10 protein-coding genes and 2 pseudogenes are annotated in these 15,953 nt (G+C 41.6%); 4 read left to right on the forward strand and 8 right to left on the reverse strand.

Features of this window, described 5'->3' with window-relative positions; genetic code table 11:
- Nucleotides 1-12: 12 nt before the first annotated feature.
- From wrbA to ITG12_RS15360, 3 genes are read right to left on the reverse strand one after another with little or no spacing between them, the layout of a single operon-like run.
- The gene (gene wrbA / locus ITG12_RS15350) at nucleotides 13-585 is read right to left on the reverse strand and encodes an NAD(P)H:quinone oxidoreductase (protein WP_063344122.1); all 573 of its coding nucleotides are present in this window, start codon (nucleotides 583-585) and stop codon (nucleotides 13-15) included.
- Nucleotides 586-936 (reverse strand): arsenate reductase (glutaredoxin), encoded by a 351-nt coding sequence (gene arsC / locus ITG12_RS15355; RefSeq protein ID WP_038864758.1) that lies wholly within the window; start codon nucleotides 934-936, stop codon nucleotides 586-588. It lies immediately after the preceding gene.
- A 16-nt stretch (nucleotides 937-952) separates the two neighbouring features.
- Complete coding sequence (locus ITG12_RS15360) at nucleotides 953-2,407, reverse strand: M48 family metallopeptidase (protein WP_038864759.1); 1,455 nt, start codon at nucleotides 2,405-2,407, stop codon at nucleotides 953-955.
- A 269-nt stretch (nucleotides 2,408-2,676) separates the two neighbouring features.
- On the opposite strand from ITG12_RS15360, the gene ITG12_RS15365 reads away from it, so the two are divergent.
- Both ITG12_RS15365 and ITG12_RS15370 read left to right on the forward strand, forming a co-directional pair.
- Nucleotides 2,677-2,913: a sulfurtransferase TusA family protein gene (locus ITG12_RS15365; protein WP_038864760.1), complete on the forward strand. Its 237-nt coding sequence runs from the start codon at nucleotides 2,677-2,679 to the stop codon at nucleotides 2,911-2,913.
- Nucleotide 2,914: 1 nt separating this feature from the next.
- A complete protein-coding gene (locus tag ITG12_RS15370; protein ID WP_038864761.1) occupies nucleotides 2,915-3,985 on the forward strand; it encodes an AI-2E family transporter in 1,071 nt (356 codons plus the stop codon).
- 46 nt (nucleotides 3,986-4,031) lie between these two features.
- On the opposite strand, the pseudogene ITG12_RS15375 reads toward ITG12_RS15370, so the two are convergent.
- Together ITG12_RS15375 and ITG12_RS15385 are read right to left on the reverse strand one after the other, a co-directional pair.
- Nucleotides 4,032-5,346: pseudogene (locus ITG12_RS15375) on the reverse strand (IS4 family transposase).
- A 122-nt stretch (nucleotides 5,347-5,468) separates the two neighbouring features.
- Nucleotides 5,469-5,606 (reverse strand): annotated as a pseudogene (locus ITG12_RS15385) (thioredoxin-dependent thiol peroxidase); the annotation flags it as partial.
- A gap of 128 nt (nucleotides 5,607-5,734) precedes the next feature.
- On the opposite strand from ITG12_RS15385, the gene ITG12_RS15390 reads away from it, so the two are divergent.
- Nucleotides 5,735-6,973, forward strand: a complete 1,239-nt coding sequence (locus ITG12_RS15390; RefSeq protein ID WP_038874549.1) for an IS256-like element ISVa19 family transposase — start codon at nucleotides 5,735-5,737, stop codon at nucleotides 6,971-6,973.
- Nucleotides 6,974-7,385: 412 nt separating this feature from the next.
- On the opposite strand, the gene ITG12_RS15395 is transcribed toward ITG12_RS15390, so the two are convergent.
- The 3 genes from ITG12_RS15395 to ITG12_RS15405 all read right to left on the reverse strand — a co-directional run bounded on the left by ITG12_RS15395 (nucleotide 7,386) and on the right by ITG12_RS15405 (nucleotide 14,912).
- Nucleotides 7,386-9,299, reverse strand: coding sequence for a dsDNA nuclease domain-containing protein (locus ITG12_RS15395; protein WP_248873202.1), 1,914 nt, complete (start codon nucleotides 9,297-9,299; stop codon nucleotides 7,386-7,388).
- A gap of 472 nt (nucleotides 9,300-9,771) precedes the next feature.
- Entirely contained in the window at nucleotides 9,772-13,815 is a 4,044-nt protein-coding gene (locus ITG12_RS15400; RefSeq protein WP_248873203.1) for a hypothetical protein, read from the reverse strand.
- An 854-nt stretch (nucleotides 13,816-14,669) separates the two neighbouring features.
- Entirely contained in the window at nucleotides 14,670-14,912 is a 243-nt protein-coding gene (locus ITG12_RS15405; protein WP_125459496.1) for an MbcA/ParS/Xre antitoxin family protein, read from the reverse strand.
- Nucleotides 14,913-15,408: 496 nt separating this feature from the next.
- Here ITG12_RS15405 and ITG12_RS15410 point away from each other — a divergent pair, with 496 nt between their 5' ends.
- Nucleotides 15,409-15,624, forward strand: coding sequence for a hypothetical protein (locus tag ITG12_RS15410; protein WP_029837338.1), 216 nt, complete (start codon nucleotides 15,409-15,411; stop codon nucleotides 15,622-15,624).
- Nucleotides 15,625-15,953 lie beyond the last annotated feature (329 nt).

Consider the following 15,953-nt stretch of genomic DNA (forward strand, 5'->3'; position numbering starts at 1 on the left):
TTATCCTTGAGCTTACTGACTGCCTTTCAGCTTTTGTGCTGTCGCTGCCAGTCGTTTTCCTAATTGCTGTGCGAGACGAATCTCTTCTGCCGTAAGACTTGGTTCTTGTCCTACACTGCTTGCGCCATATGGTGTGCCACCTGATTGGGTGGTGTGCAGTTCTGGCTCTGAATAGGGGATTCCCAACACCATCATGCCGTGATGCAGCAGTGGTGTCATCATGCTCTGTAACGTGGTTTCTTGGCCACCATGCATAGAAGATGATGAGGTAAACACACAAGCAGGTTTATCGATAAGGTCACCGTTTACCCACAAAGGTGTGGTTTGATCCCAAAAGTGTTTGAGTGGTGCGGCCATGTTGCCAAACCAAACTGGGCTGCCAAACGCAAGACCGTCGCACTTTTTCAACTCTTCTAGAGTAGCAATTGGATCAGAAGGAGGCTGTGAGTGAGGTGACAATTCTTCAACTGTACGCAAAATCGCTTCACAATGAGGAGTCGACTCGACTCCCCTTGCTATCTGTCTTGCCAGCTGTTTTGTAGAGCCATGACGGCTGAAATACAAAATGAGAACCTGGCAATCCATTTATAGAATGTCCAATACTTGCTCTGGCGGGCGACCAATTTTTGCTTTGCCGTTTGCAACAACAACAGGGCGCTCAAAAAGCTTTGGATTTTTTTCCATTGCTTCGAACAGTTGCTCGTCTGTCACTGACGCTTCACCGAGAGCAAGCTCTTTGTAGATGTCTTCTTTTGTACGCATCATTTCGCGAACTGAAGAGAACCCAAGTTGAGTGTAAAGTGCTTTGAGTTGCTCCACGTTAAGCGGTGTATCTAGGTATTTAACCACTTCGGGTGTCACACCATTTTGCTCTAGCAGTTCCAGTGTTTGACGGCTCTTTGAGCAACGAGGATTGTGATAAATCACGACTGACATGGTTTTCTCCATTTCGTTATTGTAATGCCATGAATCGATCTCTTTGGATCATTAACTGGTCGATACGAGCGTCGTATCGTGCTTGTTTCAAGCTGCCCAGATCTGCAATTTTACTTGCTTCAGAATAATATTGAATGGCTTTATTCCATCCAGCTCGCAGCGCTAAAATTTCCGCGCGAGCGGCAAGTTCTTCGTCATTGCGGCCCAGTGCGTGGTTACCTTTTGATAGAAGGTGCCAACCATTAGTGTCTTCTGGATTATCGTGCGTGTAACGTTGAAGAATACGTACGGCTTCTTCATTCTTATTTGCTTCCAACAAAGCGTTGGCATAGTTGATGGTCAGCACTTTGTTTTGTGGATTGCGCTTTAAGGCACGACTTAGCATATCTACGGCTTTTTGCGGCTGTTTCTGCTCGATGTACAGATCTGTCATGGCATCAAGATAAAATGGATTCGCTGGGTCTTGTTGAAGCAGTTTTTTCAACAACGGTTCAGCCTTATCGAGACGCTTATTATCTAAATGCACCAGCGCGCGACCGTAATCAAAAGACGGGACAATTTCTGGTGACGCTTTTTTCTGTGTTCGTTCAAACCACCCCATCGCTGCTTGTCCATCAATGCCTGCATAGCGGGCTACAATGCGAGCGCGTGTCAGGTGGTAATCGATAGATGGTTGAATTCGCAATGGTGGATACGCTCTAGCACGTGCTCGGCTGTCGGTAATACGGTCTTCTGGTAATGGGTGAGTCAAAAGCATTGGGGGGGGCTTACTTGCGTAACGGTATTCGTCCGCAAGACGACCAAAAAAGCGAGGCATTGCTTGAGCTTCAAACCCAGCTTTTGCCAAGGTCGCAATACCAAAACGGTCGGCTTCTTTCTCGTTTGAGCGAGTGTAGTTGATTTGGCTCTGCATATTACCAGCTGTTGCCGCCGTCACTGCTGCCATCCCCGCTTCTGGAGAGGCAATAGCAAGCAACAGCGCACCAGCTAGTGCCGCCATCGTAGCTGGCGAGCGACGAGCTTGTTCTTCCATGCTTCGCGCAAGGTGACGCTGTGTAACGTGGGCAATTTCGTGCGCTACAACAGAGGCAAGCTCACTTTCAGTACGAGCGTGCAAAAATAGACCCGAGTGCAGGGCAACGTAACCACCAAAGAAGGCGAATGCGTTGATGTTGCGGTCACGGATCATAAAGAAGTGGAACGGAGTTTTTACGTCATTCGCATTGGCGACCAAACGGTGTCCAAGTGTGTCAATATATTCATTGATGACGGGGTCGCTAACAATAGGGCTGCTGGCTCTGAGCATACGCATGTAGGCGTCACCGTAAATCAACTCCTGATCTATCGTCAGAGTGCCTCCAGCTGCCGTACCAATATCAGGGAGATCAAGGCTATTGGCGTAAATAGGTGTTGGTGTACTCAATGCAGCAGCAAGGCATAAACAAACTAGCGAGCGAGTGCGTTTTAACATACGGTTTAAAGATTCTCCAAAATACCGAGTCTGTGCTTGAGAGATGAATTCCTTTCAACGTCAGCACAGGCTTTATGGTCATCCGTGTCGGATGAATATGCTAGCTATAAGACCGAAAATAAACGAATTGGTTTCGTCAATTGTCATACACATAACTTCAAATTGTTAATTTAGAAGTCTTTGTCGTCTACGCTTAAATCACTAGCACCAGCTCAAAAAGCCGTTACAATACAACCCTATCATAGTTGCAGAGCAATACAATGGAATCCATGTTACTTGATTTGCGTGATCAACGCTGCCCTATGGCACTGTTACTTGCTAAGCGTCACGCAGCTGAAGTGTTTCAAGGAGAAACATCGCAGTTTCAACAGCTTGTTATTCAAGTTGTAGACAAGAGCTCTAAACAAGACATTGTGAAGTATTTGCAAAATCAAGGCTATACAGTGGATTGCGAATCCACGTCAGAACACTTCATTTTGACAGTCTTCAATAAGGAATCATCATAAGATGCTTGAGATGGTAAGTCGTTGGTATAAGCGACGCTTTTCAGACCCACACGCCGTGAGCCTCGTAGCGATCTTGCTGTTCGGCTTTATCACCATTTATTTCTTCGGGCATTTGATTGCACCGTTGTTAGTTGCCATCGTTCTCGCATATTTACTCGAGTGGCCAGTGACGCAAATGTGTCGCTTGGGGATTCCACGTACTTTTTCTGTCATTACGGTGATTTTGATTTTCATTGGCTTGATGCTGATTGCGGTGTTTGGTTTAGTGCCAACCATCTGGACTCAGGTTGGCAACCTAATCAACGACATTCCGAACATGTATGCTGGTCTGCAAAAGTTCATTGCTACTTTACCACAGCGTTATCCAGAACTGGCGAACTTACAAATCGTGGAAACCTTGGTAACCAATGCGAAAAACCAAGCAATAGGCTTAGGTGAAAGTGTGGTGAAAGGTTCGTTGGCGTCACTCGTCAGTTTGGCTACGTTAGCGGTTTATCTGATTCTTGTTCCTCTGTTGGTGTTCTTTCTACTGAAAGACAAAGAAGAAATGCTACGCATGGCAAGCGGTATTCTGCCTAAAAACCGTAAGTTGGCGAACAAAGTTTGGCATGAGATGAACGAGCAGATCTCGAATTATATTCGCGGTAAAGTGCTTGAAATTCTTATCGTTGGTGGCGTGAGCTACGTAACCTTCGCGATTCTTGATTTACGTTACTCAGCGCTGCTTGCGGTTGCCGTGGGCTTATCCGTTCTGATCCCCTACATCGGCGCGGCAGCGGTGACAGTACCTGTGGCGATTGTTGGCTTGTTCCAATGGGGCTTATCGCCTCAGTTTTACTGGTTACTTGTTGCTTACGGTATTATTCAAGCACTAGATGGCAACGTATTAGTGCCAGTATTGTTTTCAGAGGCAGTCAACCTTCACCCAGTGGCTATCATTGTCGCAGTATTGGTGTTTGGTGGATTGTGGGGCTTCTGGGGCGTATTCTTTGCTATTCCATTGGCGACGTTGGTGAAAGCAGTATGGAACGCGCTGCCAAGCTCGGAAGAAGCCGAACCGATACAAGAATAGAAACTGATTTCAATAAAAAGCCCAGCGATTGCTTAATGCCACTCGCTTAAGAGCGAGTGGCATTTTTATCTCTAGAACGTGAGGGGTATTTCTGCGCTTTTTTTAACACTGCTCTGGGGTAAGGCTTTCTTTTTCTCTTTTTAGGAAGTATTAGCCGTTTACCATTGTCCCTCAACTCTTTCAGCGCCTTAGGGATGCCTCCTGGAGTCCTTCCATCTGACCAGATGAACTCTTCTTGTATTAAGCATAGTGCGTTGACGAAGCTAATTCGTAATGGCTCTACTTCGTGCTGTTTTGCCATACCTGCCATTTCTAATCGAACAATATTGTACGATATCAGTATGCCCCATAGCTCTTGGTATACTCCTTCACTCTTTAGGCTTCTCAGTAGAGGCTTGTTCGCTAGTTGATATTGCTTAAGTTCGCCATAGCTGCGCTCTATTTCCCAACGCTGCCAATATACTTCAACTAATTCTTTCAATGCGTATGCATCAGGACATAAGCAAGAAGTAATAAACCCTTTTATCTCACCTTTAGGTGACGGTATTAAAACTAAACGAGCTGTCCACTTTTCGCCTAAATGAGGGTACTGTTTTTGAGCTTGAGGAGATACTGGCATTTCAATGAGATGGTCATAGTCACTGTACGAGTCGAGGAGCTCATATCTGAATTTCGATTTAATTGGGGTAAGCCAATGCGTGTTTTTGCCACTACCTTGCCAGCTTAGAAACAGCTCAGCAGACATAAATCCACGGTCAAAGAGAGTTAAAGAGTTTTCAGGTGCAGAGCCTACAAGTTTTTGTGCATATGAGATCTCACTCTCCGTGACAGGACCAAAAGCGGCATCAGCGATTAAATGGGTCTTTGTAGACATCAAAGTGACCGCAAGAACGGAAGGGAACGTAGCGGATTTTTGGGCATAACCAAAGGTCTGATTACTTTCTGTATCGTGCGTCTTGAAGTAAGTACCGTCAACACTCAATAGCTTCAATCCACAACATTGTTCAAACTCACTTTGTTGCTCCCATTGGGCTGCGGTCATTTGGCTCAAAGCCCAGCTTTTCTTTTCCTTTAATGATGCTACTGGTTGCTAGTGGTGGTAATTCTCCTTTTGAATCAGGGAACGCTAGCTCCAACCTATCACACACGTTTTGAATCGAGCGATTTCTCAATAGCCCAATACCTAATACTAACCAGACAGCTTGCTCGGCAGGAAACCTTCGTTTACGAACAGAAGCTCTGCCAGTTTGTTTAACCGCTTCTTCAACCCACTCTAAAGGAATATGTTTAGCAAAAGCATTGAGATGATGTTCTTGGCAAAACTCAGCGGTAATCTGTAACTCTTTAGAAAACTCAGACATAAAAAAATCGGCCTCAACTATGTTGAGACCGATTATGAACCCTGCTCAGGATCGTTCAATTATTTAAAACGATCGGCATTAAGCGATTGCTGGGCTTTTTGGTATTTGGATGAAAGCTAAGCTTACGCGTTTTCTTTCAAGTAGTTCACAACCACTTCGTGGTGATCTTTGGTTTTGAACTTGTTGAACACGTGCTCAATCACGCCTTCTTCGTTGATTAGGAAGCTGATGCGATGAAGGCCATCGTACACTTTACCCATGGCAAACTACCCTTGGGAATTTTTTTAGACGAGCTATGCTGATTTCTGGTGTATGGAAGAGAAAGGAAGTTGCGGTGTAATCTGTTGATGCAGTTCTCCCCAGAACGATTAACAGAAAGGTACACCGCATGACTGATAATACTGTTGTTTCACTGAATACACCACAAGACCCACTTACTGAACTGATACGTCAAGGGGCTAGAGATTTGATTGCACAAGCTGTTGAAGCTGAGCTTCAACAGTTACTTGCACAACACCAGAATGTTATGGTTGACGGCAAGCAAGCTATCGTTCGCAACGGTTTCTTACCTGAGCGAACCTTGCAAACCGGTGTCGGTGATGTCGAAGTGCAAATTCCTAAGGTAAGAGATCGCTCAGGGCATGGCGTCAAATTTAATAGCAACTTGATACCACCGTATCTCAAGCGAACAAAGAGCGTTGCAACACTGCTCCCGTTACTCTATCTCAAGGGAATATCTACGGGCGATATGCTGCCTGCTCTGGAGTCTCTGCTTGGTAAGGATGCGAAAGGCCTGTCAGCCAACAGCATCTGTCGCCTCAAAGAGCGCTGGTATGCGGAGTACGAACAGTGGCGTAAGCGTGACCTCGGTAGGCGCCGCTATGTTTACATTTGGGCTGACGGTGTTTACTGTCACGTTAGGATGGACGATAAGCTCTGCTTACTCGTCATCATTGGTGTCGATGACACTGGACGCAAAGAAGTCCTTGGCGTTCTGGATGGTCATAGAGAGTCAGAAGCAAGTTGGACGGAACTCATTGAGCAGCTACGAGCGCAGGGATTACAGTTAGCACCGAAGCTCGCCATCGGAGATGGCGCGCTTGGCTTCTGGAAAGCGGTTGCTAAGTGCTGGCCTCAAACGACTCAGCAACGATGCTGGGTACATAAGACGGCGAATGTGCTTAACAAGGTGCCCAAAAGCGTACAACCACGAATGAAGGAAGCACTGCAAGATATCTGGATGGCAGAGACTAGAGATGATGCTTATCACGCCTTCTCAACCTTCCAGAAGCGCTTCGAAGCCAAGTATCCAAAGGCAACCGACTGCTTGGTGAAAGATAAAGCTGAAATGCTGGCGTTCTACGATTACCCAGCAGAGCACTGGGTTCATATCAGGACAACCAACCCAATAGAATCGATGTTCGCCACAGTACGTTTACGCACGAACAAGACGAAGAACTGTGGAAACAGAAAGACTACGTTGATGATGGCCTACAAGTTAATGCGCAGTGCAGAGACGAAGTGGCGTCGTCTACGAGGTTTTGCACTCCTAGCGGATGTTGTGAAAGATGTTCGCTTCATCAATGGAGTGAAAGAAATGGAGACTCATCAACAAGCTACTGCATGATCTTCCATACACCACATTTGACAATAGCTCTTTTTAGACTAAGTTTTTGACGATTTATAAAAAATATATATTTAACAGTGGTTTAGATTAGTGATTTCTCTTTTTGAACCTCTATTATAGCAGTTGTCATAATTTTTTGTAAATCGGGCTGATTTTGACGCTTTTCCAAGCGAAAGCCTGTCATAAAAGCTATGACGTTGCTATAAATTGAAGTTGATAGTCATTACGAAGGGGCGCTTGGTGAACACATATACAGTTGTCACCCAGCTCACTTTTGGACATTTTCGATTTAGGACTGAAATTCAGTAACGCCACCTTAAGCGGCAAATTGTAGCTGGCTAAGATAGAGAGCGAAGCGAACATAACCAGCTGCAATTTGTCCGTTTCAAGGTCTTGTTAACAGTGAATATGCTCAACTACAATCCAGTCCTACTACATTAAAACTTTCTTCCTGTTTCGATTCCTCATGGGTAATTACTAGCAGGAACCATCCATCAAAACAATCAATGAAAGAATGATACCCTTTGTTACCGCCAATATTCGTTTTCCCGTATATGGAATAGCGCTCTAAATCAATCTTTATTTCACAATGGTCGGATCTCCCTTTGACAAAGCCGCTCGCCGGAACAAATAAATCTTTAGTCTGACTCAGCCTAATAGCATTAACTGCATTTTCGTAAGAATTTAGATCAGCATAAGATTTCATGACCAGAGGAAGCTCGATTTCTTGCGTATTCATAACACCAATAGCAATTCGATCTTTATTTGGCTTGGGAACATAGACTTCAAGACCATCATAATTTACCAAGTATGAAGACCCGTTTATATTTTCTATTGAAATTGCTAACGATTTTTCCCAACCGATATCAATAATCCCTAAAGACTTGTTTACGTCAAGTCTAGATAGTTCCTTCTGATAATTTAATACCAAAAGCCCAAACCCCAGTGGGTCGCCTTTTTCTATCAGGCATAAAGCTAAGCCTAATTTGGCTACGAGATTATCCGGAGTATTAAGCAAGCACCTTTCAAATAGCTTGGTTGCTTCATCCAACTTCCCATAAAATCGTTTTATTTCACCCTTTTGAGACAATGCTTCTGGAAGTCCAGGCTCTAAAAGCAAGGCTAGGTCAATATGTTTAGCCGCCTCGGAAAATACTCCTTGGTTGAAATAGCAAACACCAAGGTTTAGATGCGGAGAACTTAACTTAGAATTCAGTTCTATTGTTTTCTCAAAGTAACGTATCGCTTCATCAACTTCTCTTAATTTTAGGTAAGCAACACCGACATTATAAATAATGAAAGGATCAGTGTTATCTTGGAACTCGGCGCTTTTCAATAGCTCTAAAGCGAAATCACTATCTCCTTTCTCAGAAATTAAAGTCCCCTTTACTGCTAAAGCCATGGCGTAGATAGGATTAATTTTTAAGGCGTTATCACAATAGAATAGAGCGTCATCTACCTTACCTAAAACCTGTAAAATACCAGCGCATTTTACATACAGCTTCTCGGATTTTACGGCTTTAGATAACTCTACATATTCTCTTAAAGCTTCTTCATAATTGTTATCAATGAGTAAGCTTTCCGCCTTACTAATTTTTGAATTAACGCTTAATAGAATTTCATCTTGATCTAATTCCAAATTTTCAAGAAAGTTTAACGATGTAGCTTCATCTTCCTTGAATGTAAGTATTTTTGAGTGTTTCTCAAAAATACTTGTAATGTCAGACTTACTTATATATCCCCTGTCACTGCGGCTTTCATAAATATTGAATATCAAATCTTTTAAGCATTCGTCACCATCTAATAAAAGTAACTTCTCAATACCCCATTCAATTATTTCCAGCTTGATTATATCTTTAATTTTATCTTCAGGGAGAACGTCGACACACCATGTGCTAGAAATTTTGCTGACATTTTCTAGTGCAATGCCATTCCGTTTTAGAATATTTCTAAAATCCTCAGTTACTGATATCTTCGAAAGCTTATCCTCGTGAGAGGATTGATTATTCTCATATTGCTTTAAATAAGAGAGGAGTGTTGAGAGGCTTTTGTTTTTGGATGGCCCTAAAATAATTTTATTTTCAGAAGCGTATTTATTAACAATTGGTATCGAGAGCTCTTCATACTTAACCTGGACATTAATTTTTTTTCCATTGTCAAACAACAATGAGAAATCATCATGTGTTTCTATTCCGATAGATTTGAATCCGCTCACACTAAGATGCTTTAGCAAGTAAAATGCCGCGCACAGGTCTTGGTAAGCAAACCCTTTTGAAGAGTTGCTTCCTCCTGTTTTTATTTTGCCAAAGTAATCTTTATTGCTCATACAAAATTCATCCTAATTCTAAACTTGGCGAAAGACTGCTAACAGTCCTTTTTCAACGGACAATGTCCACATTTTGCAGAGATTAAATATAGACATGATGACTGTAATAGCCTGATTAATTGCCCAATATTTCAGATAATGAATACAAATGTGGAACATGTCGTCCTAATAAGATTCATCATGACACTTGAAGAAAAATAGTCAACCAAACACATAGAGTATGTGTGTTAGAGATGGGGGAAATTCCACGGGTTTTAGCATAACCGCAAAACGAAATGGGGCATTTTTGAGTTAGAAAGTGCCACGGGTAAAAATTCAGCCTGTGAAGGTTTTGGACAAAAACGTCTTAGAGTTTGCGCACTAAGCCGATGGTTTCGGATAAGTTGAAATTGGGAAAAAGTGGCTTGTTACAGTCTAAAAGCTAGATGGCTATTCCACTCTCGATCTAAAATAATCTCAAACTCTAGTGGCTTTAGGAAAGCGAGACATCTAAAACAAATACATCTATCAGCCCTTTGATTTCTGGTGGTAATCTTTCTTCAATACTTAATTTGAGATCCTGTGCACAAGTAATTCCAATATTTTTACGCCCAGCAATAGCTTCATTAGCACCAAACCATATGACAAGATATATACCCTGCTGTTCTGCATCAGGGTGAATTGAATAGCGTTGATACAACTGAGCGGAAGCTGCTGTATACAAGTCCTTGTGCCATTGCCCTTTAGCTTCAATTACGAGTAGTCGTCTTTTACCTTCAATCATTTTCGCTGCTGTTATATCAATTCTATTTTGATTTTTAGTCTGATATTCAGACGAAATAGCAATACTTTGGGGGGAAAGTACTAAGTTCAGACGTTCGGCAATTATCTCAACGCAACTAACTTCATTTCGGTGTATAACTTTCCCGTTATCATCTTTCGTATAATATCGCGTAGCAGCATTGAATTCCCCTCCATCTATATCCTTCTGATAGTCTTCTAGTTTTTGAAGAACAAGTTGTCGTAATCCTTCCACTGTAACAACAGCGTTATTGTCCAATAAATCCACAATTTTTTCTGGAGTAGGTGGCTCGAAATCTCTCAGTGACTTTTTCCTCAGCTGCTCCGCTTTTATACTTTTCAACTCTCTCTGAATATCACTAAAAGTATGATCTTGAATAAGGCGATTAAGGACGGGAATTGCTTCATCAGGTGTATCGCTACCTATTGACCAAATAATTTCGGTGAGGAAACGATATGCAGTTTCTCCTTTTGGACTTCCAGTTCCCCAACAGCTAGGGAGGTGAACCTTTGGCCATTGATGAAAGAAAATTATTAAAATTAATTCTATCTTAGTGGATGTCAAGTTTGGCCAGTAAGAGGAACTATCTCTATTCATTCTACCTGAGCGGCCCTCAAACAGAAGCAGTGAGTTGCTATCGCTTTTAAGCCAATCAAAATATGGCTTCGCTATTTCTAAATCCAGAAAATAGAATGCTCGAACGAACCAAAATTTGCGCCTTTGTTCGATATTTTCATCATCTGTCTGTTCAGGAAACTTAGACAAATAATCAGAACAGCGAGTTCGAATGATGTCATTAAGCATATTTCTATCTCCAAACTGCGTTGCGAGATCGAATAGCGTATCGAGTGTGGAAAAACCTAACTCATCGAAACGTTCAAGCCATTCAATTGACAGCTTTGCCCGCAAGGGAGTGAATATTTCATCATACTTCAACATATCTACTCTCGGATGAGAGCACTGAGAATTTGCCAACTGAGGTTCGACATAAGAACGAAGAAATTGTTCAGTGGATTCATTATTGGTGAACAGTAAGCGATCAACTTCCGCTTTTAGAGCGTTATACTCGGTTTCATCAACCGCATCATAATGAACATTGAAATGGGTCTTTAGTACTAGGAGTAATTCTGGCTTAACGCTATTTAGATTTCCGTATTCACGCATTATTTCGATGCAAGATGCGAACAGAATCGTTTCAACATATGACCACTTTGAGGAGCAGCGCCATTCAGCTAGCTTGTTTATGCTAGGAACTTCTGGTTCAATGAATTCATGGCAACTTTTAAGAGCATTCTTCACAATTTCCACGTCGCCAAATTTCGAAACAATATCTTCTGGAGCGATAAGCACGGTCTCGGCAAAATCAACCAAAAAACTCCAATGATGACCACTCTCAACTAGTTCCCGATTTTCTTGGATATATTGAATGTTTTCAGCATGGATATTTTTTTGGCGCTGTTTATGGCGGCGAGACATTCGATTACTTCTAGCTTCCCATCGCTTATATTCTTCCTTCACAAATAGCGAATCAGCTCTATTGCATTTAGCCCACTCTCGCATAAACATCGGCTTCTCCAATGCCTGAGTTCGCATGTGGCGTCGCAAATCATCTGAGCCTTTTTCCTCTGGTTTTCGGTGTCTATCATGTCTCACAATAAAGCTTACCCATAGTTCAGGGTTATCTGTGTCAAATGCTAGATCAACAATAAACTGATAGTCTTCTTTAAATAAGCGGAGACCTGAGTGTGATTGAATACCGAACTTATGTCGTTTAGTCTCAAATATTTGGTCACTTCCAGTTAACCCACTGAAAACATGCGTAAGAATACCTTGCCGTAACTCGCTATTTTCGTATAGTACTTGAACAGAACGACTGTCTTTTGGCTCCATACTTCTATGGAAGTTTAAATTTTCAACCCAGCCCCAAACACGCAGTGGTTCATATGGTGGTAGCGCCGTATCAAAATAACGGTCGAGCATATATCCGACAATCTTACTTATCCCGTTTCGACAATCACATTTATAGGATTTTAAGCCACAGGTACAGGTAAGGTCTCGAGTTAGTGTATCTAACAGCTGCTCAACGTTTTCTTGATTTAATCTGAAAATTATAGACTTTATAAAATAACGAGCTCCAATCACTCGTTCAAATCGAAGCTTATTGCTTGGATATAAATTTGCACAAGCCAAAAAGTACGTTTCAAGAAACGCTAACTCAAACATATTTAAATCAAGGAGCTCCATTCCTTTAGCCGCCACCTCAAGTGACGCTGGAGTGGCTTCAGATAAAAGCTTCGTCAAGTCTGATTCATACGCATAAGTAGTACAGCCCAAAAGACATTTAATTGCATAAATGCGATTATACTTGTCTTCTTGAGAATCCAAGAGGATCTGACGCAATTCATCTATCAATAGATGGGCGATAGGAGATTCAATCAATAGTTCAAGAATTAGATTACGTAGGTGCCCATCGTCTTGGCTGTTAAGCAGTGCTTTGATATCTAAGATAATATCTTCTGTGAAAAAGCCTGCAACACTAAACCGACGCCAAAAATCACTTCTCCTAAAATATGGATCCGTTTCCTCGATTTCCTTCAGTTTAGTCAAAAGTAATTGCTTTGATGACGGGGCTAGCTGAGAGGGGTCGCCATTTGCAAGGACTGCGTAAGGGTCGAGTTCAATTGCAGCATGCTGGACAGCCTTATTCCCCAAAGCAGCCATCCAGCCCAGTAACCCACGAAGTTCATCTCTTACGGTAGAATTGGGCGCAATAATTGGTAGGCATTGGTGTAGTGTTAGAGCATCTTCTGGGTCTGCTATTCGCTTTGTAAGGTGGGCGGCTGCACAATACTCAGCTACGATTTTGTGGACTGGACGGTGTTGGTCAGTACTATCCCCTGGCTTGAAAAGCCGAGTAGCAAGGATATTGAAAACTGATGGTTCATTACCAGCAAGTGATGTAAGCAAAGGATATATGCGGTTTTCTTCGATTTCGCTGACGCTTACTCCTTCTGCTCCAGACAATAGCAGTTTGGCAAATACCTCTGACGAGATATCGACTTTTTGACTTGCGGAAAGTGATAGGCTGGTTCTTGAGGACGTTTGACTTACTTCTCTAGCTAAACGTTCCACTGCAAGTTTGAAAATAGATTGTTTATCTGCAAAGTTTCTCTCGCTTTCAAGATAAGCGTCAGCAAACATTTTCAAGAACTGAGGATTCGGCAGGAGGGCTTCCAGATCAAATCTACATACTTCTGAATAGAACCTAGTGAAGTCTTCTCCTGGAGCATGGTGCTCAAAGATCGCACGTTGCTCAGAATCACCGAACTCGCAAAGCCTAACCACCAATGGTTCAATTTCCAAAAAATTCTTAACTGCATTTGTGGAAGATATATCCCACTCACTAGATCTGCTAGAAATAACAACATGGCTAGGCTTCGCTATCGTTATCTTTGCCAGAAGTTTATGTATGCCACTTTGATCAATTTTGGCCAGTTCATCAAAAGCATCAATAACAAGTGGTGTATTCTCATGTCTAGCGCCTAATTGTACGAACATGTTTGCGGTAACTGAAGATGTACCCAACTGTTGAGCCAAACTTCCAAGAAGTTCGGTTTTACCACCTCCAGGTTCGGCTAACACGACAACGTAATTTGAAACAGCTAAGAGCTCTACTTCTGAGAAAGTCTTATTTTCATTTGAAAGTCTACGCTGTAAATATAGCTTCGAACACATAGGCAGCAGTCATTTTCCTGAGGTAAAAGGGTGTAGAATTACTCGAAAAATCTAACAGAGTTTTTAGGTAATGTCTTTAAGCAATATGCGTATAATCAGTCTGTTACAGGTAGTCAACATAAATCAAGCTTGCAGAGTGTCGAGTTACTTTTCAACAATTTACTGACACTTTACTCTCCAGAGCTCCCCATTAGATGTACTTAGTTCTGTCTTATCCATTAAACACACATTAGTTTTTATATGGAAAACTCAAATGAATAAAGCTCGTATGAGTATTAGCACTAACAAACTATGGGGCAAATGTGTGCTTTGTTTCTTCAATAAGCAAACTTCACAGAAGCACTCAATTAGAAAATTGAACGATAACGGATACATATGTAGCTTTGGAAAAAATAGGAGAGACTGAAGGCTACTATATGAAATAGCAATTTACTTGAAATTTCACTCGCATAGATCAAAGTTAAAAGCTCAGGCAACGTAAAGAGCCAATTCACTTCCAGCCCCATCTTTCTCTAAAAAACACAATAAAAATCAGATAAATATTAACAGACCAGTTTTCAGCATACGGAATTTATGGCCTCTTTTATTCAAGATGTAGTTCTTTAAACTCGGCGCCTCTATTCGTTTTTTAACTTTCTTATATCAAGAAGAGTAAACTTAGATTATTTATGAAGAAAACGGTTAAACTATAATTTTGTAAATGTAAATTATTGTTAATTAAGATTAAATTTTTACTATTTTTTAAAAAAATTAATCGCTACTTTTTTGAATATAATATTTGAAGGCTCTTTTAACTCGCATAGATCAACGAGTCTTGGGGTGATGTCACAAGTTATCACATGATCTTGTGTAGGCTATGCTAGATAACCGAACTTCAAACGATTAATTTGCTCCATAACTAATTCTACCCCCTCAGTATCATCACATACAGAGGCCGGCGTACGGAACTTGAAAGCAACATTAGGCTTAGTTAGCCAAGCGATCGTTGAATCACGATGACCAAAGTAACTATCAGCTTCACTCAACATTTCAAACAAAGCTGCTCTTAACTCATCAGGAGTATCGGATGTAATGCTTAATAAAGTCTCAATATCCATATCCACTTTGCTCTCATACAAGTAACTCTTAACATGTTTACTCCAAGTTATAGTGTATCAGTTTCTCGATAGTGGTGTTTTGTTTTTGAAGCCACGTTTCATACTCACAGATAACGCCAATTACTATCTGTTCGCTTCATGTAAAGGTAACCTGCGAAAGTGAATGCTCTAACTAACCGAGACAGATGAATAATCCCTTTCGAGTTAGTTAAGATGCTCCGGCTGTAACGGTTTTGGACATTTCCGTGATAGCAATCTTTCTAATTTAGTAATATTCGCATTAGCTCAAGTATAGGAACCACCAATAAGCAAGTTGCAATCCTTGATTCTTTTGATTCTGGTTTAGTTGCTACTGGCACAAAAAAGGGGGCGCTCCCCCAATACTCCATATAATCAATAATCATCCTAAAAAACATGCGCTCCTCCTTGAAAACCCCTTCAAGCACCCATATATCTATATGTGCAATATTGCATAAACTTAGAAAGAGGTTTTCCGATGAACGATTGGGATTACGTGAATTTTAGCGAAGATCATGAAATGGATTATCATTTAGGGCTGGTTGGTAAATCGAAATCTGAATACAACAGAAAATATCTAAGAGATAATACTCAATGGACGGCAAAGAATAAGCTGGACAAAACGCGCATTACCCACACTGAATTTAAGCCCTTTGTTATAGCCGATAAGCCGAATTTGAAAGATCCAGCTTAACGCGGAAATGTAGATAAAAGACGTCTCCTATGAGGAGGCGTTCTTCGCTGCTGCATCAGCTCCTTTTTGTCGTTGTTAGCTATACGTGCAACTATGGGCCAAGTAATTCCTTTTGCCACCTATTACTTACTGTATAGCCAAAATACCTAACTATATGAATTACCACTTTTAGTCATAGCACACTTAGGGGCACAAACTGCTAGCGGTTATCGAGCTGGCACGTCTCTGGACAAAACTTTGTCAGTGATTTTTTCTAAATTAGTGATTCTTTAATTACTTAAAGTATGGAAACTAGCTTAGCGGTAACAAAAAATTATTGAGCCTCGAAC

Origin of the sequence: Vibrio sp. ED002, from assembly GCF_023277445.1 — a bacterium.
GTDB lineage: Bacteria > Pseudomonadota > Gammaproteobacteria > Enterobacterales > Vibrionaceae > Vibrio > Vibrio jasicida.

Coding starts and splice junctions, on each gene's coding strand:
- wrbA (WP_063344122.1), bottom strand. CDS start 585: ATGGATTGCCAGGTTCTCATTTTGTATTTCAGCCGTCATGGCTCTACA.
- arsC (WP_038864758.1), bottom strand. CDS start 936: ATGTCAGTCGTGATTTATCACAATCCTCGTTGCTCAAAGAGCCGTCAA.
- ITG12_RS15360 (WP_038864759.1), bottom strand. CDS start 2,407: ATGTTAAAACGCACTCGCTCGCTAGTTTGTTTATGCCTTGCTGCTGCA.
- ITG12_RS15365 (WP_038864760.1), top strand. CDS start 2,677: ATGTTACTTGATTTGCGTGATCAACGCTGCCCTATGGCACTGTTACTT.
- ITG12_RS15370 (WP_038864761.1), top strand. CDS start 2,915: ATGCTTGAGATGGTAAGTCGTTGGTATAAGCGACGCTTTTCAGACCCA.
- ITG12_RS15390 (WP_038874549.1), top strand. CDS start 5,735: ATGACTGATAATACTGTTGTTTCACTGAATACACCACAAGACCCACTT.
- ITG12_RS15395 (WP_248873202.1), bottom strand. CDS start 9,299: ATGAGCAATAAAGATTACTTTGGCAAAATAAAAACAGGAGGAAGCAAC.
- ITG12_RS15400 (WP_248873203.1), bottom strand. CDS start 13,815: ATGTGTTCGAAGCTATATTTACAGCGTAGACTTTCAAATGAAAATAAG.
- ITG12_RS15405 (WP_125459496.1), bottom strand. CDS start 14,912: ATGGATATTGAGACTTTATTAAGCATTACATCCGATACTCCTGATGAG.
- ITG12_RS15410 (WP_029837338.1), top strand. CDS start 15,409: ATGAACGATTGGGATTACGTGAATTTTAGCGAAGATCATGAAATGGAT.